Annotated in this window: 28 protein-coding genes, 1 tRNA gene and 1 pseudogene; 24 read left to right on the top strand and 6 right to left on the bottom strand. The window is 59.5% G+C overall.

The genetic code is table 11. The annotated features are described in order from the left end of the window. The 5 genes from ACRCJM_RS05015 to ACRCJM_RS04995 all read left to right on the top strand — a co-directional run bounded on the left by ACRCJM_RS05015 (position 1) and on the right by ACRCJM_RS04995 (position 4,804). Positions 1–642, top strand: coding sequence for a sugar O-acetyltransferase (locus ACRCJM_RS05015; RefSeq protein WP_431464041.1), 642 nt, complete (start codon positions 1–3; stop codon positions 640–642). A gap of 27 nt (positions 643–669) precedes the next feature. Beyond that, positions 670–1,533, top strand: coding sequence for a hypothetical protein (locus ACRCJM_RS05010; RefSeq protein ID WP_431464040.1), 864 nt, complete (start codon positions 670–672; stop codon positions 1,531–1,533). Positions 1,534–1,713: 180 nt separating this feature from the next. Continuing rightward, positions 1,714–2,427: a response regulator transcription factor gene (locus tag ACRCJM_RS05005; protein WP_237196459.1), complete on the top strand. Its 714-nt coding sequence runs from the start codon at positions 1,714–1,716 to the stop codon at positions 2,425–2,427. A 147-nt stretch (positions 2,428–2,574) separates the two neighbouring features. After that, on the top strand, positions 2,575–3,798 hold the full coding sequence (locus ACRCJM_RS05000; RefSeq protein WP_431464039.1) for an ATP-binding protein: 1,224 nt from the start codon (positions 2,575–2,577) through the stop codon (positions 3,796–3,798). Continuing rightward, the gene (locus ACRCJM_RS04995) at positions 3,788–4,804 is read left to right on the top strand and encodes a hypothetical protein (protein WP_431464038.1); all 1,017 of its coding nucleotides are present in this window, start codon (positions 3,788–3,790) and stop codon (positions 4,802–4,804) included. The genes ACRCJM_RS05000 and ACRCJM_RS04995 overlap by 11 nt, the downstream gene beginning before the upstream one ends. 512 nt (positions 4,805–5,316) lie before the next feature. On the opposite strand, the gene ACRCJM_RS04990 is transcribed toward ACRCJM_RS04995, so the two are convergent. From ACRCJM_RS04990 to ACRCJM_RS04975, 4 genes are all read right to left on the bottom strand, one after another. Next, on the bottom strand, positions 5,317–6,855 hold the full coding sequence (locus tag ACRCJM_RS04990; RefSeq protein WP_431464037.1) for a dihydrolipoamide acetyltransferase family protein: 1,539 nt from the start codon (positions 6,853–6,855) through the stop codon (positions 5,317–5,319). Positions 6,856–6,870: 15 nt separating this feature from the next. Then, entirely contained in the window at positions 6,871–7,872 is a 1,002-nt protein-coding gene (locus tag ACRCJM_RS04985) for an alpha-ketoacid dehydrogenase subunit beta (protein ID WP_431464036.1), read from the bottom strand. A 3-nt stretch (positions 7,873–7,875) separates the two neighbouring features. After that, a complete protein-coding gene (locus ACRCJM_RS04980; RefSeq protein ID WP_431464035.1) occupies positions 7,876–9,051 on the bottom strand; it encodes a thiamine pyrophosphate-dependent enzyme in 1,176 nt (391 codons plus the stop codon). A 152-nt stretch (positions 9,052–9,203) separates the two neighbouring features. After that, the gene (locus ACRCJM_RS04975; protein ID WP_431464034.1) at positions 9,204–10,340 is read right to left on the bottom strand and encodes a histidinol-phosphate transaminase; all 1,137 of its coding nucleotides are present in this window, start codon (positions 10,338–10,340) and stop codon (positions 9,204–9,206) included. A gap of 145 nt (positions 10,341–10,485) precedes the next feature. Between ACRCJM_RS04975 and ACRCJM_RS04970 the strand changes: the two genes are divergently transcribed. After that, a tRNA-Thr gene (locus ACRCJM_RS04970) sits at positions 10,486–10,557 on the top strand. Positions 10,558–10,610: 53 nt separating this feature from the next. Here the strand turns inward: ACRCJM_RS04970 and ACRCJM_RS04965 are convergent. Continuing rightward, a pseudogene (locus tag ACRCJM_RS04965) lies at positions 10,611–10,832 on the bottom strand (helix-turn-helix domain-containing protein); the annotation flags it as partial. Between the two features lie 86 nt (positions 10,833–10,918). Here ACRCJM_RS04965 and ACRCJM_RS04960 point away from each other — a divergent pair. Both ACRCJM_RS04960 and ACRCJM_RS04955 read left to right on the top strand, forming a co-directional pair. Further along, positions 10,919–11,128 (top strand): helix-turn-helix domain-containing protein, encoded by a 210-nt coding sequence (locus tag ACRCJM_RS04960; protein WP_431464033.1) that lies wholly within the window; start codon positions 10,919–10,921, stop codon positions 11,126–11,128. A gap of 155 nt (positions 11,129–11,283) precedes the next feature. Then, the gene (locus tag ACRCJM_RS04955) at positions 11,284–11,532 is read left to right on the top strand and encodes a hypothetical protein (protein WP_431464032.1); all 249 of its coding nucleotides are present in this window, start codon (positions 11,284–11,286) and stop codon (positions 11,530–11,532) included. Between the two features lie 90 nt (positions 11,533–11,622). Here the strand turns inward: ACRCJM_RS04955 and ACRCJM_RS04950 are convergent, their stop codons facing one another. Then, entirely contained in the window at positions 11,623–12,030 is a 408-nt protein-coding gene (locus ACRCJM_RS04950; RefSeq protein ID WP_431464031.1) for a hypothetical protein, read from the bottom strand. Between the two features lie 54 nt (positions 12,031–12,084). Here ACRCJM_RS04950 and ACRCJM_RS04945 point away from each other — a divergent pair, with 54 nt between their 5' ends. The 16 genes from ACRCJM_RS04945 to ACRCJM_RS04870 all read left to right on the top strand — a co-directional run bounded on the left by ACRCJM_RS04945 (position 12,085) and on the right by ACRCJM_RS04870 (position 21,614). After that, complete coding sequence (locus tag ACRCJM_RS04945; protein ID WP_431464030.1) at positions 12,085–12,303, top strand: hypothetical protein; 219 nt, start codon at positions 12,085–12,087, stop codon at positions 12,301–12,303. Positions 12,304–13,739: 1,436 nt separating this feature from the next. Further along, entirely contained in the window at positions 13,740–13,889 is a 150-nt protein-coding gene (locus tag ACRCJM_RS04940) for a hypothetical protein (RefSeq protein WP_431464029.1), read from the top strand. A gap of 75 nt (positions 13,890–13,964) precedes the next feature. Beyond that, the gene (locus ACRCJM_RS04935; protein ID WP_431464028.1) at positions 13,965–14,123 is read left to right on the top strand and encodes a hypothetical protein; all 159 of its coding nucleotides are present in this window, start codon (positions 13,965–13,967) and stop codon (positions 14,121–14,123) included. Between the two features lie 2 nt (positions 14,124–14,125). Then, positions 14,126–14,329 (top strand): hypothetical protein, encoded by a 204-nt coding sequence (locus ACRCJM_RS04930; RefSeq protein ID WP_431464027.1) that lies wholly within the window; start codon positions 14,126–14,128, stop codon positions 14,327–14,329. Then, positions 14,319–14,531 carry a helix-turn-helix transcriptional regulator gene (locus ACRCJM_RS04925; protein ID WP_431464026.1) on the top strand — a complete coding sequence of 71 codons (213 nt, stop codon included), beginning with the start codon at positions 14,319–14,321 and terminating at the stop codon, positions 14,529–14,531. Before ACRCJM_RS04930 ends, ACRCJM_RS04925 begins: the two co-directional genes overlap by 11 nt. After that, positions 14,528–14,806 carry an HNH endonuclease gene (locus tag ACRCJM_RS04920; RefSeq protein ID WP_431464025.1) on the top strand — a complete coding sequence of 93 codons (279 nt, stop codon included), beginning with the start codon at positions 14,528–14,530 and terminating at the stop codon, positions 14,804–14,806. Before ACRCJM_RS04925 ends, ACRCJM_RS04920 begins: the two co-directional genes overlap by 4 nt. Positions 14,807–14,888: 82 nt before the next feature. Further along, positions 14,889–15,287, top strand: coding sequence for a hypothetical protein (locus ACRCJM_RS04915; RefSeq protein ID WP_237236071.1), 399 nt, complete (start codon positions 14,889–14,891; stop codon positions 15,285–15,287). Between the two features lie 12 nt (positions 15,288–15,299). Next, on the top strand, positions 15,300–16,769 hold the full coding sequence (locus ACRCJM_RS04910) for a hypothetical protein (RefSeq protein WP_431464024.1): 1,470 nt from the start codon (positions 15,300–15,302) through the stop codon (positions 16,767–16,769). Positions 16,770–16,860: 91 nt separating this feature from the next. Next, positions 16,861–18,072, top strand: a complete 1,212-nt coding sequence (locus tag ACRCJM_RS04905; protein ID WP_431464023.1) for a phage portal protein — start codon at positions 16,861–16,863, stop codon at positions 18,070–18,072. Next, positions 18,056–19,699, top strand: coding sequence for an HK97 family phage prohead protease (locus tag ACRCJM_RS04900; RefSeq protein WP_431464022.1), 1,644 nt, complete (start codon positions 18,056–18,058; stop codon positions 19,697–19,699). The genes ACRCJM_RS04905 and ACRCJM_RS04900 overlap by 17 nt, the downstream gene beginning before the upstream one ends. A gap of 6 nt (positions 19,700–19,705) precedes the next feature. Next, entirely contained in the window at positions 19,706–20,023 is a 318-nt protein-coding gene (locus ACRCJM_RS04895; RefSeq protein WP_431464021.1) for a hypothetical protein, read from the top strand. Beyond that, positions 20,020–20,394 carry a hypothetical protein gene (locus ACRCJM_RS04890; protein WP_431464020.1) on the top strand — a complete coding sequence of 125 codons (375 nt, stop codon included), beginning with the start codon at positions 20,020–20,022 and terminating at the stop codon, positions 20,392–20,394. Before ACRCJM_RS04895 ends, ACRCJM_RS04890 begins: the two co-directional genes overlap by 4 nt. A 4-nt stretch (positions 20,395–20,398) precedes the next feature. Next, a complete protein-coding gene (locus ACRCJM_RS04885; protein WP_431464019.1) occupies positions 20,399–20,815 on the top strand; it encodes a hypothetical protein in 417 nt (138 codons plus the stop codon). Beyond that, entirely contained in the window at positions 20,815–21,186 is a 372-nt protein-coding gene (locus ACRCJM_RS04880; protein WP_431464018.1) for a hypothetical protein, read from the top strand. The genes ACRCJM_RS04885 and ACRCJM_RS04880 overlap by 1 nt, the downstream gene beginning before the upstream one ends. A gap of 3 nt (positions 21,187–21,189) precedes the next feature. After that, complete coding sequence (locus tag ACRCJM_RS04875) at positions 21,190–21,483, top strand: hypothetical protein (RefSeq protein WP_431464017.1); 294 nt, start codon at positions 21,190–21,192, stop codon at positions 21,481–21,483. A gap of 5 nt (positions 21,484–21,488) precedes the next feature. After that, positions 21,489–21,614, top strand: coding sequence for a hypothetical protein (locus ACRCJM_RS04870; RefSeq protein ID WP_431464016.1), 126 nt, complete (start codon positions 21,489–21,491; stop codon positions 21,612–21,614).

Here is a 21,614-nt window from a genome sequence, read left to right as displayed (position 1 = left end):
ATGACGAACTGGGATGAACTGCGCGCCGGTAAGAGCGTCTTTGAACAGATGACGGCGGGCTTTGCCTACCGCCCCGACCAGGAGTGCGCCGATACCCATTACCGGGTGGTGGAGCTGGTTGAGGAGTACACCCGACTGTACCGGGCCCGCGATAAGCGCAAACAGGAGGTGCTGGCCCAGATTGTGGGGTCGCTTGGTGAGGGGTCGATGATCCGCCCTTCGGTCTCCTTTGACTATGGAGTGAACACCCATATCGGGGCGGGGTGTTTCTTTAACTTTGGCTGTGTTTTTCTGGACGTTGCCCCCATTACCTTTGGCGATGCCGTCCTGGTGGGTCCCAATGTACAGTTCTTGACGCCCACCCACCCGTTGAATCCGGTAGACCGCGAGGCCCTGTGGGAAGGTGGTCTGCCGATTACGGTGGGCCGCAACGTCTGGATTGGCGGCGGGGCTATCCTCTGCCCCGGCGTCACGGTGGGCGAGAATGCCGTGATTGGCGCTGGCGCTGTGGTGACCAAGGATGTTCCGGCCAATGCTGTGGCTGTCGGCAACCCCGCACGGGTCATTAAGTATGTGAATGCCGATGAGCGCCCCGCCGACCCGGCCCACCAGTACAGCCCCCAGGCTCTGGGGCTAGCCTAAGTATTTCCACTACAGAAAGGGGTACCGGTGACCGAGCCGTCCCAGAACCGCCGCGACTTTGATGAGTGGGATGCCGTCTTTGAAGACTCCGACCCCACCCGGGTTCTCGATCCGCGTACCTTTGGGCAGGACGCCCGCGGCAGCCAGGGTTCTACACCAGCGGACGCCGGGGTTTCGGCTACCCGCTACCAGCGCGTCCGGCCCGCAGAGCAGAACCACCAGCAGACCGCACCGCCCCAGGCGCAGCCCCAGCCCACGCAGCAGGTTTATTCTGCTGAACCGGCAACTCCTGCCCAGCCCCTGCAGGCGGTACCGGCGTCCGCCCGCCCGGCAGCGAATCTGGGTGCGACGATGCCCGCTGCTGCCCTCAAACGGGTGCAGTTCATCCCGGCTTTCTGTGGTGCGCTGGTTGCCTACGGTTTGGCCACCGGGGGCCTGGCCCTAGCTCGAACTCTCATGGGGCTGCTGGGAGTATCTACCTACAGCAGCCTCACCGAAACGGTTCTAGCTGTTACTACACCCGCCAGCCGCGCCCAGGCCTTACCCTGGCTCATCACGGTTGCGCTTGTTCTCTCCCTTGCCTTCGGGCTTGGCGGCTACGCTGCTACGCGCATGACGGCACTAGCCCCCGGTAAGCAGGCTGTGGGCGTCCTGGCGGTCAGCGCCCTCGGCAGCCTGCTCGCCACGCTTCTCACCTGGGCCACGGCCCAGCTAGCCCATCCGCTGGCCCCCAGCTACGCCCTGCAACCGCTCCTATCCCCAGATGTGGCAATCGGTGCCCTCACAGCCCTGGCGGCCGGTCTCCTAGCTCTTCTTGCGGCCCTCGCCGGGGCCGGGCTTGGTCTACGCTACCACCGTGCTCTGACCGGTGCGGACGCCCGCGCCAGCTAGCAGACGTGAAGGCGCGTCACAGCGCCCACAGTTCAGCCCACGAACCACACTTTGCCTGTAAAATATTTTCGTAAGAAAAAACACCCCAGTCTGCTCACCGCACTCCAGTTACAGGGCAACCGACGAGCAGCCACCACCCACAGGTGAAGGTTGCACCAGCACACGAGGTAAGTAGGGAACATGAGCGTAGTACGCGTAGGCATTGTCGATGACCACGAAGTTGTCCGTGAGGGCATGCGAGCCGTCGCAGCAGGCGCCAGCGAGATCGAACTGGTTGCCGCAGCACCCACCGCCGCAGATCTTCTCGTTGCACTGGGTCGCAGCCTTTCCGACCCTTCCTCAGCAGACCTGGGCAAGCTCAAGCGCGACTGCGACGTTGTGCTGCTCGACCTCTCCCTGCAAGATAAGTCCCGCCCCTCAGAAAACGTCGATATCCTGCAGCGCGCCGGTATTAAGGTGCTCATCTTCAGTATCGGCGAGAACCCCGGCCTCATTCGTGAAGCCCTCAAAGCAGGTGCCCTTGGTCTGGTTCGCAAATCAGAGCCCCTGGAACACGCACTGGCAGAAGCTAAGAACATCGCCGAAGGTAGGGCCGTTGTCACTAAGGAACTAGCGGCAGCAATCGACGGTGACCACGAGTTCTCCCGTGCCAATCTCTCACCCCGTGAGCAGGAAACCCTGCGCCTCTACGCCTCGGGCTTCGCCCAGGTGCAGGTAGCCCGCCGCATGGGCATCAAGCAGTCCGCTGTTAAGACCAATATCGACCGCATCCGCGAGAAGTACGCCCGCGTAGGGCGCCCCGCCCCCACCAAGATTGACCTGCGTATTCGTGCCATCGAAGACGGCCTGGTTGATTCCATGGAAGACACCTCAACCGCAGACCGCAACCTCTAAGACGCGAAGACCTAAGGACGCACCCTGTCTACCACCACCGGCGGCGCCTCCCGGGACCTAGCCCACGCGCTACAACCGTCGCGGGCAGACCGCATCCGTTCTTTCTCCTTCAAGTCACTCTCCCTCACCACAGGGCAGCAGCGACTCATGGGGCCGAGCTCCTTCGGCCTCTACTGCACCCTGGAAATCATCTACTCCCTCATCGCTGTAGGTCTGCTATTCCAGTCGCTTGCCAACATCTCTGAGATTCGCGGGGGTGACTCCTACTGGTATCTGGCGATCATTCCCTTACTAGTAGCCCACGCTGCCCTGCTGATGTTCAACGGCATTCGCAAGGAGGTCTCTGCTAAGGTTGTGAGCTTTATGCTGGCGATCGCCTACGGCTCTTACCTTCTGTGGCCCTTCACGGTAGGGGCTGAACACTCCGCAATTCCCTGGTCTTGGCTCTTTGGCATCTATGCCATGCTGGTTCCGGTCTTCGAAGAAAGCCCGCGAGAGAGCATCATTCACAGCATCGTTTTCCCGGTGCTACTGGTCATCAGCTCGGTGTCTGCCCACGTGATCAAAGGCTCCCCCCTCGACGCCACCGAGCTTCTCATTCGTGTGGCCTATCTAGGCTTCTGTTGCGCCCTGCTGGCCGGCCTGGCCCGCTTTGCCCTCAACGCCGTCCGCGAATCAGATAAGACCTACTACGAGACCCTCTCTGCCCAGCTTCTGCTCAACCGCTCCCGCGACTACGCCAAGGAGCTGCAAGACTTCGATAAGCTGGTCCACGATAACGTGATGGCAGCCCTGCTCGACGCCAGCCGTAACCCCGGCGAGCTACCCCAGCGCACCCGACTGCTAGCCCGCCGCGCCATCGGCGTGCTCGAAGAAGAGGCTCTCAAGTCCCAGCCCCAGCGTCCCATCACCTTCCAGGCTCTAACCGAGCAGATTGCAGAGGGCGTGGAGCCCTGGAACCAGCGCCTGCGCTTTGTCTCCGACTCCATCGAAAAGCACCCGCTCGCCAGCCCCGATTCCACCCTGCCCTACACCGCAGCAAGGGCCTTCACCCACGCCGTCACCGAGGCGGTATCTAACTCTGCCCGCCACTCGGGCACCCGCACCACCCAGATCTCGATTCGTACCGAGATGCGCCGCCCCTTCAACTCCACCCGCTCCGACGAGGTGCGCCCCTACATTCTCTGCACCATCTCAGACAAGGGCCAGGGCTTCTCGATGAGCGATATCGATTTCCGCCGCCTGGGCGTGCGCGTGTCGATGATTCGATCGATGGAGGACGCCGGTGGTATGGTCACCATTACCTCGGCACCGGAGAAGGGCACCCGCGTCGTCGTCCAGTGGCCCCATGAGGAACCCAATGCTGGCTAAGTACTATCGCTCCCGCATCCTCACCCTCATTCTGGGTACCGTCACCCTGCTGATTCTGGGGTCTTTCTTCTTCTGGTACGACCACTACACCGTCACCCGCGCCCCCCACTGGGCGATTCTGCTGAGTCTCTACGCCCTGGCTACACTACCGGTTTTCCTTCCCACCAAGCGTCTGGCCCTGCCCGACGTCATGATGCCCATCATCATGGTGCTGGGGCTTAACTCGGTTGATACTACGCTGAGCGCTATCAGCCACTCGATTACCTTCTCCAATCTCTCCTGGCCCCTCATGGCCTACACCCTGCTGGCTGCGGGGCTGGTCTTGCGCCGTCATACCTTCTTTGGCTGGCTCTTCTTTTGTGGCTTTGTGGTGCTGGTGCTGAGCTGGCACACCAACTATTTCGATACCCGCCTGACGCTCTCTACCGAGTTTGCTATCCCCTTCCTGCTCATGCTGGTGAGCATGATTGTGCCCAAGCAGATTGAGCAGGCGGTCTCTAAGACCAGGCAGGCCCGCGGTATGCGCATTATCGCGGACGCCGGGCGCGCCGAAGAGACCGATATGGGCGCTATCGCTACCCAGCGTGTGCAGGAGGTCCGCGCCCTGACCGAGGATATGCTGCACCGCATCGCCTATAACGAGTCACCGGTGACCCGCGCCGAGATGGACGAATTCCGCTTCACCGAGGCGCAGCTGCGCGATACGATTCGCGGTCGCTACATCGTGAATAAGGAGATTCTGGACGCCGCCTGGCTGGCCCGCCAGCGCGGGGTCAAGGTCGATATTCTGGACGAGCGCGGCTCGGCCCTACCCTCCCGCGTATCGCTGGCGCTTACCCAGTGTGCGGTTGATCTTTTTGATAACGCGTCAGGCGGTACTATCACGGTGCGTGCCTTCCCCGCTGACGATCAGACCGCTGTCATGCTGGTGCACGATGGCAATTCAGAGGACGAAGAACCTAGTGCCATTGAGATTTCTCAGACCGGCGTGGTGGAACGTTTCTAGAGCTTATTTAGTCTGGGCACCTTATCTATGGTGGGGCAGTCTTGTGGGCATTTTGAGGGAAGCGGTTAGCCTCCTACCCACGGTGTAGGCGCTAGTGTCGCCCTATATGAGGACATACAGACCGAGCCACCCTCGACTAAGATTTACAGTAACTTGAGTGTTTCTTGCACTGAGTCGGGGGACTCAGTGTTCTGGCGACGTTGGGGGACTGACCCAGAGATTATCGATAGGAGCACCTCAAGGGCATAAGGTAACCTACGAGACCTGAACTTATGTGGGCTCAGTGCCCATAGATTCGGATTTCTTGGGGGAGATAATTCGGATTATGCTCCAGGTTTCGTACCTTGGCGTTGTGAGGCTCCCGCCCTAACCGGCGGGAGCCTCACTCTGTTCACACTCGTTCCGTTGGTTTTTAGCCATCAGGTTGAACTTTCGACGGAGCCAGCGAGGTTACCGTGTGCTGCAAGGCCCGGGCGCTCTTTGAGTGCCCGGGCCTTGTGCTTTTCTGCCCTTTACATATCGAGGAGGAGCGCGGGCTCCTCAAGGATTGATGCGACGTCTGCCAGGAACTTAGCCGACAGATCGCCGTCGAGGACGCGGTGGTCAAAGGACCCGCCCAGGGTGGTAACCCAGCGGGGAATTACTTCACCGTCTACGACCCAGGGCTTCTGCTTAATGGTGCCGAAGGCAACGATGGCAGCCTCACCGGGGTTGATAATCGGGGTTCCGGTATCAATGCCCAGAGAGCCGATGTTGGTGATGGTCATGGTGCCCTGCTGCATTTCGGCGGGCTGGGTTTTGCCTTCGCGGGCCCGGGTGGTCAGGTCGTTGAGAGCGATCGCCAGCTCCCGCAGGTTCATGGTCTGGGCATCCTTGATGTTGGGGACCATCAGGCCGCGCGGAGTGGCTGCGGCGATGCCAAGGTTCATGAAGTGCTTAATCTGAATCTCGGAGTCGGTCCAGGTGGCGTTGACCTGCGGGGTGCGGGCAGTTGCCCAGATAACGGCCTTAGCCAGGATCAGTAGCGGGGTGACTTTGACGCCCTCAAACTGGGGTGATTTTTTGAGGCGCTTGACGAATTCCATGGTGCGGGTGGCGTCTACATCCACGAAGATTGAGACATGGGGCGCCTTAAAGGCTGACTCGACCATGGCTTTGGCAGTGGCCTTGCGGACGCTCTTGACCTTGATACGTTCGATACGATCGCCGCCAGCACCGGCGGGAATCCAGAAGCTGGTGGGGTCGGTGGTATCGGTGATGCTGGCCTGTTCGGTGAGGCTCAGGTGGGCTGCATAGTTGAGCAGGTCGCGTTTGGTGACCTGCCCCTGGTCCCCGGTGGGGGTGACCTGGGCTAGGTCGATGCCCATGTCTTGGGCTGCTTTACGCACGGGGGGCTTGGCCAGGGGCTGGCGGCGGGGCACCTCACTGGTGCCGGTTTCTGCGGGCAGCTCATGGCTTCCCAGGCGGCGGAGCATTCCCTTGCCACCTTCGCCCAGGAGCTTGCCCGCGCGGGCGGGCAGGCCGGTCAGCAGCTGACGGCGGCTGTCGGTGCCCAACGGTGTAGAGGCGGGTACCTGAGCGGACGCAGCAGCGCCGGCAGGTCCCGCAGGCTGGGGGACGGCGACGGGCTGGGCAGCAACCGGGTGGGTAGCGGCTGTCTTCTTACGGGCCCGGCGCTTGACGGGGTCGGCCTTGGGGCCTGAGCCTACCAGGGCGTTGCCGCCGCCCTGCTCCCCTGCCGGTGCGGCAGACTGCTGGGGGGCGGCGTCCGGACGCTCTGCAGCAAGCCTACTCCCCCCGCTTTCTTCGGCGCCTTCCCCGGCAATAGCGATGATGGGGGTGCCCACCTCTACTGTCTCGCCCTCGGCAACCAGGAGCTCCTGCACGGTGCCCTCGTAGGGGGAGGGTAGCTCGACCACTGACTTAGCGGTCTCGATTTCAACAAGTACGTCGTTGATCTCGACCGTATCGCCGGGGGCAACCTTCCAGCTGAGAATTTCAGCCTCGGTCAGACCTTCGCCCACATCGGGCAGGTTAAACATCTGTGACATGGTATGCCTTTCGGGCTAGTAGGCCAGGGAACGGTCAACGGCTTCGAGCAGGCGGTCGATGCCGGGCACGTACTCTTCTTCAACGCGAGAGACCGGGTAGGGAATATGGTAGCCACCGACACGAATCACGGGGGCCTCTAAGTGATAGAAGCAGCGCTCGGTGATGGCGGCTGCGATATCTGAGCCAATACCGCCAAAAGCGGGGGCCTCGTGGGCCACCACAAGACGCCCGGTTTTCTGCACCGAAGCCTCAATGCTGGGCAGATCAAGCGGCGAGAGGGAACGCAGATCGAGCACCTCGATGGAGTGGCCGTCCTCTTCAGCAGCCTGGGCCGCTGCCAGGGCAACCGGGACCAGGGGGCCATAGGTGGCGATGGTCAGATCATCGCCCTCACGCACCACCTGGGCGGTAAAGGGGTCGAAGTCGGTATCTGAAAAGTTGACCTCACCCTTCATCCAGTAGCGGCGCTTGGGCTCGAAGTAGATGACCGGGTCGGGGTGGGCGATGGCTTTGCGGAGCATCCAGTAGGCGTCGTGGGGGGACGAGGGGGTCACCACGCGCAGGCCCGGGGTGTGGGTAAAGAGGGCCTCGGGTGACTCCGAGTGGTGCTCTACCGAGCCAATCATGCCGCCGTAGGGAATACGGACGGTAACGGGCACCTGATACTGACCGTGGGTGCGGCCGTGCATTTTTGCCAGCTGCGAGGTGATCTGGTTGAAGCCGGGGAAGACGAAGCCGTCGAACTGAATTTCGGGTACGGGCCGGTAGCCGCGCAGAGCCATGCCGATGGAGGTTCCGATAATGCCGGATTCGCCCAGGGGGGTGTCCATGACGCGGGTGGGACCAAAGGTCTTTTGCAGGCCGTCGGTCACGCGGTAGACGCCACCGAGTTTGCCAATGTCTTCACCCAGGGCCAGAACCTTGCGGTTGGCGGTCATTTCATCGTGTAGGGCGCGGGTGATGGCCTTGGCGAGGGTGAGGGTTTCGGTGCCCTGCTGGGGGTTCTGTTCTGACATGGGTTAGTCCTCCTCGAAGCCGTCGTTGTAGGCGCGGTAGAAGGCACGGTCGTCCTCCACCTGCTGGTGGGGGGCCGCGTAGGCGCGGTCCAGGTAGGTTTCGAAGGTCTCGGGTTCGCTGGCAAGGACGTAGGAGCGGACGCCCTTCACCTGCTCTTTGGTGTAGGCGGTGACCTCGTCAAAGAAGGCGTCGTCGGCCTGGCCGGTTGAACGCAGGTAGGCTTCGAGACGCACCATGGGGTCGAGCGGCTCGTAGGTGGCGCTGTGGTCTTCGGGGCGGTACTTGGTAGGGTCGTCGGCCGTGGTGTGGGGGCCGAGCCGGTAGGTTTCTGCCTCAATCAGCACGGGCCCCTCCCCCGCCCTGATTTTGTCCATGGCGTAGCGGGTGGCGGCGTAGACGGCTAGCACGTCGTTGCCGTCCACGCGCAGGCCCTCAAAGCCGTAGCCGGCGGCGCGGGTTGAGATGGGCACGCGGGACTGCACGCTAAAGGGCACAGAGATGGCCCAGTGGTTGTTTTGCACGAAGAAAAGGACGGGCGCGTTGTAGCTGGCCGCAAAGATCATAGATTCGTGTACGTCGCCTTCGGTGGTTGACCCGTCGCCAAAGTAGACCGCTACGGCGGGCTTCTCGGCGTCCTGTTCGGGGTCGGTCGCCTGACCCTGGCCGGTCTGGGCCTGACCGGTTTCTGCCTGGATCTCGGCGTCGAGGTTCAGCCCCATGGCATAGCCGGTGGCATGGAGTACCTGGGCGGCCAGCACCAGGGTGTAGGAGTGCACGTTGTGCTTTTTGGCGTCCCAGCCCAGGGTGCCTGAGCCCCTAAAGAGGGGGGTGATTTCTTCGGGGGTGATACCGCGTTCGAGAAGCACCCCGTGGTCGCGGTAGGAGGGGAAGATGTAGTCGTTGGCGGCAAGAGCCCGGGAGGACGCCACCTGGGCTGCTTCCTGCCCGCGGGAAGGTACCCAGAGGGCCAGCTGCCCCTGGCGCTGGAGCGCTGTCATTTCGTCGTCGAAACGTCGGGTCAGGGCCATGGTGCGGTACATATCTTTGAGGTCTTCGCCGGTCAGTTCGTCGACGTAGGGCGAGAAGCTGGTGTGGGGGGTGGTCTCACCCGCTTCGTTCATGAGCTGGATACGCTCTGGCGTTCCCCAAGGGTTGCTGGGGTTTTGCGTCTGTGACATGGGGGTCTCCGGTTGTGCTCTGTTAATACCTTTTCTTAACCCTACGCCTGCTCAGGGGCAGAGAGGGTCCATTTTTAGAATTTTGAGGGATTAATTGCAAATAAGTTGAGGTAGGCGGGCAGATGACACCGCCCGCCTACCGTCCGCCTGCCCTAGAGGGGCTTATCAGTACGTTCTTCGAACTCTGCTGCGATGGTGAGCAGGCGGGCGTTGGCCTCGTCCTCACCGATGCTCACACGCACACCCTCGCCGGCGAAAGCGCGCACGGACAGGGCGTTGGCTTCAGCCAGGGCAGCGAAGGCTGCCGAGTGCTCACCCAGGGGGAGCCAGACGAAGTTGGCCCGGGTTTCGGGCACCCAGTAGCCCAGATCCTGAAGCCCTGCAACGACTTTTTCACGCTCAGCGACCAGGTGCTCCACGCGCTCCATAACCTCGTCGTTGTGATCAAGGGAGGCCACGGCGGCCTTTTCGGCCAGGGCACTGACCGCAAAGGGAGTGGCACCCACGCGCAGGTGGGCGGTGACCTCGGGATGGGTGATGGAGTAGCCCACGCGCAGGCCAGCCAGGCCCTGGGCCTTGGAGAAGGTGCGCAGAATAGCAACGTTGGGGTAGTCGGGGTAGACGTCCAGACCGTTGACGGGAGGTTCCTGACCCTCGGGAATCTCGGAGGCCGCGCAGAACTCGAAGTAGGCCTCGTCAATCACCACGAGTACATCACTGGGTACCTTGGCCAGGAAGTTGCGCACCTGGGACTCGGTGACGGCCGGGCCGGTGGGGTTATTGGGGGTGCAGATAAGGATGACGCGGGTCTGGTCGGTCACGGCAGCTGCCATAGCGTCCAGATCGTGGGCGCCGTTGGGCAGGTTGGGCACCTGCACGCTCTTAGCACCGGCCAGGCCAACGCAGATAGGGTAGGCCTCGAAGGAACGCCAGGCGTAGATAACTTCGTCCTGCACACCGTCGGTGTGGGTACCTGCAAAGGTGGTCAGAATTTGGGTCAGGGCACCTAAGCTTCCTGCGCCGGTGACGATATCCTCGGGGTCAACCTCCAGGTGCTCCCCTAGCGCAGTACGTAGGGCGGTAGAGAGCGGGTCGGGGTAGCGGTGGATGGTATCGAACTCAGCCAGAATCTGAGCAACCGAGGCCACCGGACCGAAGGGGTTCTCATTCGATGAGAGCTTGTACTGGGTAAGCCCCTCAACCGGCGCCGGGGGTTTACCTGCGGCGTACTTGGGGAGCTGATTGAAAACCGGGCGGGGGTGCAGCCCGGAACGCTGTGAACTTGTCATGCCATCCATTCTAGTGTTGCAGGCCACAAAATCTAGGGTTGGAGGTGCCATGCTTTTGGTCAGCAGTGCCCGTAACCGGTGGTTGCAGCCCTCTCTTTCTGGTAAAGTTTTCTTTCGTTCGCCCCCGATAAAGGGGTGGGAGCAGGCCTCCATAGCTCAGGGGTAGAGCATTTCCCTCGTAAAGAAAAGGTCGTCAGTTCGAATCTGACTGGGGGCTCCCGGTTCAGCAACGCCTTCACCATCTTCCGGTGGGGGCGTTGTTCCGTTTAATAGCCACTCGTAGTTAACCCCCGTGGCCAATGCCCACAGCTTGATTGTGTTGGTCTGTGGCTCCGTTCTGTCGCTCTCTGCATTCCTGACAGTAACTCTTGAAATGCCCACTTTCTCGGCAAATTCAACAATCCCCAACCCAGTGGTTAGGCGCGCTTTTCGCAGCCTGTCGCCAAGCGTCCATTGGGGGACAAATCCACGTGCATGTTCAGCTCTAGTCATACGCCTAAGTCTATTCTTGCGCTAAACGTTTAACAATATCCCTATGGACAGTTGCAGTGTGATGTTAAAGGTTGTAAGCTGTCCCTATGGAAAGTTCTAACCGCTTGGTAACAACAGCTGATGCAGCAAGGCGCTTGGGAGTGACACCGCAAACTGTCATTCGAAAAGTCCATGCAGGGGAACTGTCTGCCAAGACTAAGGTTCCTGGACTACGCGGCGCTTTCCTCTTTGAACCAACTGAAATTGAGCACTTCCGCGTAATGCGCGAACTTCAGACCGCAGGAAAGGGTAAATGATGGAAAGTATCAGTTTTGAAATGGCCTGCCCCTATGAGTGTATTGAGGCAAAAGTGCAGGTCAGGCCTGATTATGCTTCTCGCTTTGGGTTTGGCATGGAGTTTGAACCAAAGTGCCCTGTGTGTGGTGAGAATTTAGAAGATAAGGGGTGAGTAATGGACATTGCAAAGCGTCTCGAAGAACTGAGGTGTATGGACCTCTTTGACTTCGACGGGCAAATGAACCTCAGCCTACGGTCAGCCTCAATCATCGTGGCAGCTGAAATCATCGCAGAAGCCATAAAAGAAGCGGCCTCCCCCAAAGAAGAGACCGCAACAATTCACAACTTCACTCTCAATCTTCCAAAGGGAAATCGGGAGATTTACGAAGAGATTCAGCAGCTGCTCTCAGAAAGAAAAGACTAATGACAGGGCTTGAAGTAGCTGCACTCATCACCGCCGTCGCTGCCATCGTGATGAACCTTTTAGCCCTGAGAAACCTCAAGATTTTACGAGCTAATCGTTCAAAAAGTGAACCCAGCGCCGACGACGCTTGAACAGGCGCATCACCCAATGCGGGTGATCCCATTCAATAATCCAAGTTTCCTGTTCATCAGGAATGGGGTCCGTACGCACCCAAAAGGAGCTGTGAGAGCCGATGACTTCAGCAACATCTCGTTCGTTCTTTACTTTTCCGTCGCTACCAATGATCTTCATGGTGACGTTTCGAGCTGGATGGTCACCAATATTCTCGATGGTTGCTTTTCTCCAGCTGGAACCAAAGCCAATTGGGCGAACTGAGGGGTATTGCTCAACTACCCCGCTTCTTTCATAAGAGATACGCCCAACAAGCTGCACCTTATCGACGCTTCTCCAGATCGATGTTCTGAGATAGGTAAACGCTGAAAGGGCCAAAGCGGCCACCGAAATTATCAAACTAAGCATGTGAATTATTAAACCCTACGAAAGGTAAACCCCATGTCACGTAAGAAGACTATCCCCGTCCCCTCTGAAGCCATCTTCGACACCGTACGCCGTCAGTACGAGACTTCCACGCTGCACCTTGAGGCTGTTACCGACAAGATCGAGAAGCTGAAGCAAGACCTCTCTATCGAGGAAACCCGGGCCGCGAACCTGCGCGAAGATCTGGCCGCTATGACCGACTTCCTCGGCATCAACGAGGCACAGGCAGCATAGATGTTTCTGACTCTTCACATATTCTGCACTGACTGCGATGAAACCATTGCAACCTGCGAATACGTCAAGACATCTATGGTGGAAGGCATTTTCAAGCTCTATGACGGCTTATGCCCCATCTGTGGCGACTGCCTACTCACCATCTCTAACCAGCCTCTTTAGAGGCAAGCCCTGCGGGCGCAGCCTGGGGCTGCAACCTACTGAATCAATCAACCTATCTACACAAAAAGTAGTAAGGGTAAGTGTTCCGAGGATAACCGCACGCAATCAAACTGGTTCGACTCCAGCGCAGGGCACGGCTACCCCCTAGCTCTTCCGGGGCGGTAGCTAAATAACCGAATATGTGTGTTCTAGAGCCCTGCCTGAGCTACCGCGAACGGCTTAGGCAGGGAACAAGCAAGTATGGCGCAGCCTGGGGCTGCACGCTTCGATTCATTGCTATATGGGTGGCTACCGGTTCGACTCCGGGTACTCGCACGAAAGCAAGGGCATAAGAGCCTGATTGCTACACCAGTGGCCCGCTAGGCAGGGCTGGAAACCGCCTAGACCCATAACTAAATATCAGAGGTGCTAACCCCGGCATCTAGACCAAATAGGGGAGCCGTGACTGTAGGAAGCACGGTAGTTGGCCGTTAGAGGGTTACCGCAGTTCTATACACGCATGCAGAGGCAGGCAGTTGCTTCCATAGACCGCGAGGCTATGGGGTGAAGGAGTGCCGAAACTGTGCCCACAGGGCGCCCATCTGAGCTGATGGGCCAGATCTCTGCATACACGCCGCCACTGTCCTGGAGTAATGCCCAGGGCCGTCTGTAAGCGACCGACCGACCGACCGGTGAGAGTCCCAAAAGACGCCATATCTCACGACTAAGGGGGAAGTGTATCCACTTTCCCTTTTGCTTGTGGGATATGGGGCATCCCGCTCCCTCCCTCGCTCCCAATGAGAGATGAAAGCGGGTGCCCGTATAGAACTGCATAACTATACATACAGAAAGGAGTAGGGCATGGTGATTCTTCACTACGCAGCACAAGAGCCAGGGCAGGGAGTAAGAGCAGATAAACCCCTATCCCCTAGAGGTACAGCCCTACCACGAGCCCTAAGACCCACAGCAGAAGACAACCTAAGAAGCTATCAGGCATGGCTAGCAGAACGAGAGCACAGAAAGGCCAGGGCTCGAAAGGTCAGCTTCCGTGTCCGATGAAAACAACGTCATACCCCTGGCTAACCGCAGGGCAATGAAGAAAGCAAAGAATGATCCCGTCAATCAATCTTCCCAACAACGCCCCGCCCCGGTGGTTGCAGCACAAGCTATCAGCCAGCGGAAATGTCTCGTCTGCACCAGGCCAACCGGCTCCTACGACACCCGCTACTGCCCAGAGCACACCGGCGCCTACTGGCGCTGGCTCGAATGCACCGAGCCAGGATGTGAAGTCGTCGGTGAGCGTCGAATCCCCGGCCAAACTGTTTACCGCTGCCCAAACCACAGCAATGGTAGAAGCATGGGAACGGTTAGTGAAAGCAGTAGAGGAAGCGGACAAGGGCGCGAGCAAGTCAGACTTCTCCTTGCACAACGCCGCGCAGCACTAGCCAAGGAGCAAGCACGCAAGCCCCTACCCCCTAGACCACCCAACAACATAGGCCACTACATCTAAGGAGCCCCCCATGAACATCTTCACCAAGTTCGCCGTGATTCTGCTGGTATCACTCATAGCCCTGGTATTCACGGCCTTTCTCGCCAACCTCGGCATGTCAGATGAAGACGCCTTCACGATTACCATCGGCGTCCTCTCTGGCCTGCTGGTTCACAACGTAATGGACTGAGCTTGAACACCCTGGACGCCGCCCGCAACAACCTCACCTACGCAGCCAATAGGCTCACCGCAGCACACCAAGACCTCACCCTAACACCCGACGAGTTCGACGCCGTGCTCAACGATTACCAGCTAGCTACCCGCGCCTATCACCTCGCCATCCGTGCCACCAACCTAGCCCTACGCCCTCAAGGAGTGCCCCACCGTGGCCTATGACCCCGCCCGCCGCCTACGCGAGCCCCGCCTACTCACTGAGGCACAGGCCGCCGAGATACTGGGGGTAGCCCCTCGCACCCTACGCCGGTGGCGCACGGAAACCCACACAGCCCCGGCGCATATCCGCATCGGCTCACAGGTGCGCTACGCACCAGCAGTGATAGCTAAGTACATCGCAGAGCAGCAGACCAAGAGCTCATGAAGTGGGAGCAGATCCCATACAAACAGCGACAGCAGCTCAAGGCGCAGCTCATTGCGCTGTATGGTCTTGTCTGCTGCATCTGTGGAAGACCAATCAGAAGCGCGAAAGAAGCCACGATTGAGCACAAAAAGAAGCAACGAAATGGAGGAAGTCATGAGCTAAGCAACCTGGGACTGGCACACGCAAGGTGCAACTACTCAGATAGGCATGATGACATCGACGAAGGCTCACGAATCATCGATAATTCCGCGTTTTTTGAGCCGAAGTGCACCTAGAACAGCCCGCGCCTGTTCTTCCCCTCCCCCGGCTTCTATAAAAAAATTGCCCCACGTCAACCCACGAAAAGGACACAAAAAAATGACCCTCACACCCGCCCAAAAAGTCGCCAAAATTCAAGATAAAAACGCACTACGCGACACAACTCAAGACCTGCTGCCAGGTTTCGAAGAACCGGCCCACGAAGTCGGCAATCTTGAGGCCGCCACCCGCCGCACGGTGGTCTACATGCAAGAAATTGGACTGGTCACCCAGGCAGAAGAGGCATACTGTGTTCTTGCCATTGAAGCTGCCCGCGAGTGGGATAGGGGTGCCCGCTATGGCAAGCTCTCCGGCAAGGCCATGTACCTCAACGCCGTCAACAGTGTTTTCTCTGAGCTGCCCAAGCTCGAAAAGACCGTTGAAGCCGCTGGCATGACCATCGATAACTTGATTGACGCCATCACGGCCCAGCCCAACACCCCTACCCCCCTGAGCTAACCCGCCTGCATCATGGATTACCGTACTGAGATTTTCCGCTACGCCCCTGAGCCTGCCTACCATCCGCCCCGTGATTTTCAGTATCAAAGCGAGCTACACGAGGTAGAGCGAGTTGCCAAGCTGCTGGGCTTCACCTTGATGCCCTGGCAGCGCCGCGCCATCGATGTAGCCAGTCAATTCAAGCTAGATGCCAGGGGACGGCGAATCTACAAGTACACCCACGTTCTGATTACCGTGCCCCGCCAGTCCGGGAAAACCACCCTCATGGGGCCGGTTCAGATTCACCGGATGATGACCCGGGGCGTACCTGCTGCCTGTTGGTACACTGCCCAGTCTGGGCAGGACGCCCGCAAACGTATTATTGAACTGATCGAGCTAGTTGAGGGCTCCCCGATGAAGATGGTCATTAGCTCCCAGCGCTCCAACGGCGGTGAGGGCATCAAGCTAATCGACAAACCCGGCTGCCACGTCACGCGATTCTCCCCCACCTATTCGGCCCTGCATGGCGAACACCCGCACCTGGTGAGCTTTGATGAAATCTGGCACTACGACAAGCCCCTAGGTGAAGCCCTCCTAGGTGCAGCTGAACCCGCCCAGATTACCCTAGGCAAGTCCGCGCAGGTCTGGATGTTCTCCACCATGGGAACCATTGAATCTGACTTCATGAACGAGCTGGTGGAAACCGGGCGCGCAGGTGCCGACCCGAACCTGTGCTACATCGAATACTCAGTACCAGAGAACGCCGACCCCTTCGACCCTGCTGTGTGGTGGCAATACCACCCCGCTCTTGGTAACACGATTGACGAAGAGGCTCTACAAGTGCGCGCCGAAAAGGCCAAGGAATCGCTAGAGAAGCGGTCTACCTTTATCCGCGCCTACGGCAACCGCGTAGGCGGCGCCCGCACGGCCATCATTGACCTTTCCCTCTGGGACGAGCTGCCGACCATTACCGCCCCGCCTGCTGACCGTTCCGAGGCCGTCATAGCCTACGAGGTAGCCAAAGATTCTAAGGCCGCTGCTGTGGTCATCGGCTGGCTCGAAAACGATGCACCATGTTTCCAGATTTACAAGCAAGCCCCCGGCACAGCCTGGGTGGCCGATACCGTGCGCGAGCTGGCAGAAGACTGGGGCGCTACCATCGTGGCCGACGGTGGCGGCCCCTCCCAGCGCATCACCACCGAACTTACCGCAGCAGGTACAGATGTGCGCGCCCTGAGCCTGGCCGAATACGGCCAAGCTACTGAGAACTTGCTGAACCTTATCGCTATTGAGGGGTGCCTGCACATTCCGGCGGGCACCGCTGCTGATGAAGTGCGCGCCCAGCTCTCTTACGCTGTGCCTCAGACGTCCAACGGGGTCAGGCGCTTCTCGCGCGATAAGACCCCGGCTGAAATTCACGCCCTGGTAGCTGCAACCGTGGCCGTCTATGCCGTCATGCACCCGCAAGCTGATAAGGTGCCAGCTCTGGCGCTGCCCTACTAGGTGGACGCTATTGGCCACTGTTGGCCACTGTTGGCCACTAATGGCCACCGTTTCTTTTAACACTCGCGCCCTTAACGCTTAAATCGCTTCTATGAATACCCCGCTAGAAGCCATCAGCCACCGCGTCCGCAGCGCCTTCGAGACCATCGAAGCCCGCGCCGTCGCCGGTGACGATGGCACCCTAGTGGATCCCCGCGCCGACTACGTGCCCCTGCGGGTAGCCACCGAACGCATGTACGGCTACGAGCCCGCCGCCGCCGCCGACGCACTGGGCCTTATCCCAGTCTTTCGCGCCCTGCAAATCATCTCCACCGCAGCCGGTCAGCTCACCATAGAACAGCACCGGGGGCAAAAGGTGCTGCCGGTAGAGTCAACGGCCTCAGTTATCCGCCGACCCGACCCGACCACCACCCGTACCCAGTGGATTCAAGAAGCTGTGCTATCCCTGGCCACTGACGGCAACCTCTTCTTGCGCGTAGTACGCGGCAAGACCGGCGATATTCTGCGCGTGCAGGTACTTCCCCCGCGCGAGGTCACCATCTCCGAAAACCCCAAGACCGGCCACATCACCTATTGGTACGCGGGGCAAGAACAGGCTGAGATTCTTCACCAGAAGTTTATGCCTATCCCCGGTGCAAGCCGGGGGCTCGGCCCCATTCAGGCTGCACGCCAGGAAATCGCCGGGGCTATCGAAGTACGCGACTTCTCCACCAATTGGTTCAACAAATCAGGCCAGCCCAGTGGCTTACTGACCGGCCCCTCCATCAAGACCGCAGCCGAATCACAGGCCACCATGAAAGCCTGGAATATGGCAGCGCAAGACCCCGATAACCCCTCACGGGTGCGCGTCCTCGGTGGCGACCTCACCTACACCCCCCTGCTGCTGAATCCAGAAGATGCCCAGTGGCTGGACGTCCGAAAATTCACCGTCACCGATATAGCCCGGCTCTTTGGCATCCCATCGGCCTTGATGCTGGTATCCCTCGACGGCAACAGCCTCACCTACTCGAATGTAGAGCAGGAATGGGTAGCATTCACCCGCTTCACCCTGATCGAGTACCTAAGAAAAATCGAGGAAGCCCTTTCTGAGCTAGCCCCGATGGGGGCAAAAGCCCGCTTCAACATCGAAGCCCTGCTACGCGGCGACACCGCTGCCCGCTACGCCTCATACGCACTAGGTATCAGCTCCGGCTTTATCACCCCCGATGAAGCCCGCCACCGCGAGGGCCTAGAGCCGCTCACAGATTCCCAGATAGACCAGCTCCAGAAAGTAGGAAAGGCCAGCAATGCCCCTGAAAATTAGCGACCTAACAGACTCGCACGGCCACGCCACCCGCACCATGGGCCAGATTATCCGCGCCGATGGCGGCTCTTTCACCGGCCTAGGCCTGTCCTACACCGAAATCTATGAAACCCCCTGGTTCTCTGAGCGCTTCGAGCCCGGCTGTGTAGAGGACGGCACCGGCTCCGGCGTTCCCATCTTGCGAGACCACAACATGGAACGCCTGGTGGGGCGGGTAACAGAATCTGCCAGCACCGATGAGGGAATGCAGATTACCGCAGCTCTCAGTACCACCGGCCTAGGTGAAGAGACCCGAACGCTGCTGAATGACGGAACCCTCACCGGCCTCAGCGTTGGCTTCAAGCCCATCCAGTGGCGCGAAGAAAACCTTGAGGGCGAAGAACGCCCCCTCATCGTCCACGAACGCATCGAGGTCATCGAGTACTCCCTAACAGCCTTCCCCGCCTACAAGACCGCCCAGGTCACCGAATCCCGATCCATCGAGAAGAAAGAACCCATCACCATGGACACCATCACCCGCTCCGAGCTGGACGCCGTGGCCACTGACTTCAGCACCAAGCTCAACGACTTCGAACGCCGTGCCGCCGCCGGTGAATTTGCCCCCGCCCCCGTGGACGACACCCCCGCCTACGTCGCCCGCGCCGCTGCCTTTGACTCCTTTGGCGAAATGGTCAAGGCCCTGGCCACCCCCTCAGACCCCCGCCATGAGGACGCTGCAACCCTCTACCGCGACCTGACCACCGCCGACATCCCCTCAAAGATGGCCACCACCCCCGGCTGGTTGGGCGACCTCACCCGCGAAATTGTCAAGCGCCGCCCCTGGACTAACATGTTTGACACCGGCGCACTGCCCTCTAAGGGCATGACCGTGGATTACATCAAGACCTCCAAGAACGCCGTTGTCGCCAAGCAGGCTAAGGAACTTGACCCCCTGGCCAAGGGCGCAGGCTTCACCGTTGAAAAGTTCTCAGCCCCCGTTGAGACCTACGGCGGCGCTAACACTCTCTCGCAGCAGGTTATCGACCGCTCCGAATCATGGGTAGTGAACGACATGCTCCGCGCTATGGGCCTGGAATACGGCGCCCAGACCGAGGCCGCTATCAAGGCCCACATCATCAAGGAAGCCGACGCCCTGCTGGCCAAGCACACCGCAGACTCTTCAGCAGGTCACGCAGTCAACGTGCCTACCGACTTCGGCGCCTTCGACTGGATTGATGCCATCGCAGACGCTGCCGAAATCTTTGAAGATCGTAATTACAGCCTGACCCACCTGGCTATTTCTAAGGACATCTTCAAGATCCTTGCCCGTGAAGCCGGGGCCGATGGCCGCCCGCTGCTGACCCTCACCGGCACCGGCGTCAACGTGGTAGGTGAGCTGAACCTGCCTAAGAGCTTTGGCAACCTGCTGGGCCTGCCTATCCGCGTGCTCAACGGCGTCGAAAACCGTGCCCTCTTCTTCGACCCCATCGCCATCCGTACCCTCGAATCACCGGGTGCGCCCTTCCACCTGCAAGACCAGAACGTTTTGAACCTCTCCCAGGATTTCAGCATCTACGGGTACATGACCCACCTGACCCCCTACCCCGATGCCCTGCTGCCTGTAAACTTCGGCGCATCACGCGAGTAGTAGCTAATGAAAACAGTTGAAGAGCTAGCCCCACAGGTAGCGCAGCAGGTCAAAACCGGCCAGGTCACTGACTACATCAACGGCTGCACCCAAGAGGCAGCTGACCTTGTGGCCGCGCACATCGCCGGGGTAACCGTGCCCGATTCAATCCATGAGCGAGCCATCATCGAAACCGCCGCAGATCTCTTCTGGCGCCGCAACGCACAGAACGGCATCGCGCAATTTGATAACGGTGAGGGACTGGAGCTTATGCGAATCGGCGCCGACCCGCTGCACGCTGCACGTATCTTGCTCAAGCCCTGGACGGGGGTGCCCATCGCATGAGCCAGCTTGAGATAGCCCGGCGCTGGGCTACCCGCGCCAACCTCGCACTGCAAGAGGCCGGGCACCAGGTGCTAGCCACCCTCGACCCTGAGGAAGCTAACGGGAACCTCAACTCAGGTGAACCCGTCATCCTCATCGAAGTTGAGAACGCCACCTATGAGACCTGGACTGTAACCGAATACAAGTTGCGATTCATTCTCATATCACCGCACCGGGCAGCGCTAGAAGCGTGGGAACAGCTCGAAGCTATCACCGCCGATATCCGCGACCCGCTGGAGCTGGAAACCGCCCAGCTCTCGATGTGGCAGCCCGATAACGGGCGCCCCTACCCCTGCAATCTTTTGACCACGACCACTACAGAAATGGACTAATACCATGGCAGAACTTCAGAAACTAGGCCCCGGCCTGCTCACCATTGGCGAAACCGGCTCCCCCCAAGAGTTCGGCGCCATGACCACCAAAACCGAACTTGAACCAGAATACGACAAGGACGATGACGTTTCCGTCCTCTCCGGCGAAGATTACGGCGGCGATGAAACTGAGAAGTGGACGCTCAAGTTCGACCTGCTCCAGGACTACACCGCAGAATCCTTGAACTACTGGCTTTACCAGAACGCCGGTAAGACGCTGCCCTTCACCTTCGTCCCGAACAAGGAAGGCGCCCTGCAAGCCAAGGGCAAGGTACGCATTCGAGCAAGCAAGCTCGGCGGCGAAGTCAAGAAGACCAACTCCTCTGAGATGGAGCTGCCCGTAATCGGACGTCCCGACATCACCCCTGACTACGCAGGCTAATGGCCGTAGAGATTGACGGTGCGCGGCGACTACGCGCGACCCTGAAAAAAGCCGGCTACGACATAGCCGACTTCAAAAAGGTCAACAAAGAGGCCGCCGCCACCGTCGCCTCATTCTCAAAATCAACCGCCCCCGTCCGCAGCGGAAAACTCAAAAGCACCATTCGTGCAGCAGGAACCGCCCGGGCCGGTATCGTCCGCGCAGGCTTCAAGCGCGTACCCTACGCAGGCCCCATTCACTGGGGCTGGCCAGCACGCAACATCAAGGCCCAGCCCTGGCTCACCACCACCGCGAAAGCAACAGAACCGGTGTGGGTACCACAGTACGAAATCCACATGCAGCTCGTTGTAGCTCAAATCAAAGGTAAATAACTCATGGCACTTAAAGCCCCCCGTATCAATCTGCTCATGACCGATGGCGCAGAACACTCCATCAAGCTCCCCCTCAAGGCCCAGCTTCAGTATGGGCGCACTGCACGTGCCCGCCGCTGGCCTACCGCCCAGGAAGCTCCCGATCAGGCCATGGCCTTTATGGCCTGGTACGCCCTGACCCAGATTGACGGCGTCTACGACTTCCCCTTTGAAGAGTTCGAGGATCGCTGTGAATGGCTCGAAGAGCAGGGCGAGGAAGACCTGACTGAGGGTGACGAGGATTTCCCTACCAAGTAGGGGAAATGGGCCGGAATCTCGTAGCCCTGGCTATGAGAACCGGCATCCCCTATAGCGTCTGGGAGCAGGAACCCGGCTATGTAATAGCAACCGCGCTTGAGATAGCGCTTGAGGAAGATGAAGAAAGCTAG

Origin of the sequence: Rothia sp. L_38 (genome assembly GCF_050689125.1) — a bacterium.
In the GTDB taxonomy this organism is placed as follows: domain Bacteria; phylum Actinomycetota; class Actinomycetes; order Actinomycetales; family Micrococcaceae; genus Rothia.
Note: the sequence above shows the minus strand (reverse complement) of the source record. Positions and strands in the feature narration are given on the sequence as shown.

What these genes read in the sequence shown, in the direction of transcription:
- ACRCJM_RS04985 (WP_431464036.1), bottom strand. Translation starts at nt 7,872, where the DNA reads ATGTCAGAACAGAACCCCCAGCAGGGCACCGAAACCCTCACCCTCGCC.
- ACRCJM_RS04915 (WP_237236071.1), top strand. Translation starts at nt 14,889, where the DNA reads ATGACCCTCACACCCGCCCAAAAAGTCGCCAAAATTCAAGATAAAAAC.
- ACRCJM_RS04900 (WP_431464022.1), top strand. Translation starts at nt 18,056, where the DNA reads ATGCCCCTGAAAATTAGCGACCTAACAGACTCGCACGGCCACGCCACC.
- ACRCJM_RS05000 (WP_431464039.1), top strand. Translation starts at nt 2,575, where the DNA reads ATGGGGCCGAGCTCCTTCGGCCTCTACTGCACCCTGGAAATCATCTAC.
- ACRCJM_RS04895 (WP_431464021.1), top strand. Translation starts at nt 19,706, where the DNA reads ATGAAAACAGTTGAAGAGCTAGCCCCACAGGTAGCGCAGCAGGTCAAA.
- ACRCJM_RS04875 (WP_431464017.1), top strand. Translation starts at nt 21,190, where the DNA reads ATGGCACTTAAAGCCCCCCGTATCAATCTGCTCATGACCGATGGCGCA.
- ACRCJM_RS04960 (WP_431464033.1), top strand. Translation starts at nt 10,919, where the DNA reads ATGGAAAGTTCTAACCGCTTGGTAACAACAGCTGATGCAGCAAGGCGC.
- ACRCJM_RS05005 (WP_237196459.1), top strand. Translation starts at nt 1,714, where the DNA reads ATGAGCGTAGTACGCGTAGGCATTGTCGATGACCACGAAGTTGTCCGT.
- ACRCJM_RS04980 (WP_431464035.1), bottom strand. Translation starts at nt 9,051, where the DNA reads ATGTCACAGACGCAAAACCCCAGCAACCCTTGGGGAACGCCAGAGCGT.
- ACRCJM_RS04990 (WP_431464037.1), bottom strand. Translation starts at nt 6,855, where the DNA reads ATGTCACAGATGTTTAACCTGCCCGATGTGGGCGAAGGTCTGACCGAG.
- ACRCJM_RS04920 (WP_431464025.1), top strand. Translation starts at nt 14,528, where the DNA reads ATGAAGTGGGAGCAGATCCCATACAAACAGCGACAGCAGCTCAAGGCG.
- ACRCJM_RS05015 (WP_431464041.1), top strand. Translation starts at nt 1, where the DNA reads ATGACGAACTGGGATGAACTGCGCGCCGGTAAGAGCGTCTTTGAACAG.
- ACRCJM_RS04890 (WP_431464020.1), top strand. Translation starts at nt 20,020, where the DNA reads ATGAGCCAGCTTGAGATAGCCCGGCGCTGGGCTACCCGCGCCAACCTC.
- ACRCJM_RS04935 (WP_431464028.1), top strand. Translation starts at nt 13,965, where the DNA reads ATGAACATCTTCACCAAGTTCGCCGTGATTCTGCTGGTATCACTCATA.
- ACRCJM_RS04955 (WP_431464032.1), top strand. Translation starts at nt 11,284, where the DNA reads ATGGACATTGCAAAGCGTCTCGAAGAACTGAGGTGTATGGACCTCTTT.
- ACRCJM_RS04945 (WP_431464030.1), top strand. Translation starts at nt 12,085, where the DNA reads ATGTCACGTAAGAAGACTATCCCCGTCCCCTCTGAAGCCATCTTCGAC.
- ACRCJM_RS04870 (WP_431464016.1), top strand. Translation starts at nt 21,489, where the DNA reads ATGGGCCGGAATCTCGTAGCCCTGGCTATGAGAACCGGCATCCCCTAT.
- ACRCJM_RS04880 (WP_431464018.1), top strand. Translation starts at nt 20,815, where the DNA reads ATGGCCGTAGAGATTGACGGTGCGCGGCGACTACGCGCGACCCTGAAA.
- ACRCJM_RS04905 (WP_431464023.1), top strand. Translation starts at nt 16,861, where the DNA reads ATGAATACCCCGCTAGAAGCCATCAGCCACCGCGTCCGCAGCGCCTTC.
- ACRCJM_RS04995 (WP_431464038.1), top strand. Translation starts at nt 3,788, where the DNA reads ATGCTGGCTAAGTACTATCGCTCCCGCATCCTCACCCTCATTCTGGGT.
- ACRCJM_RS04975 (WP_431464034.1), bottom strand. Translation starts at nt 10,340, where the DNA reads ATGACAAGTTCACAGCGTTCCGGGCTGCACCCCCGCCCGGTTTTCAAT.
- ACRCJM_RS04885 (WP_431464019.1), top strand. Translation starts at nt 20,399, where the DNA reads ATGGCAGAACTTCAGAAACTAGGCCCCGGCCTGCTCACCATTGGCGAA.
- ACRCJM_RS04910 (WP_431464024.1), top strand. Translation starts at nt 15,300, where the DNA reads ATGGATTACCGTACTGAGATTTTCCGCTACGCCCCTGAGCCTGCCTAC.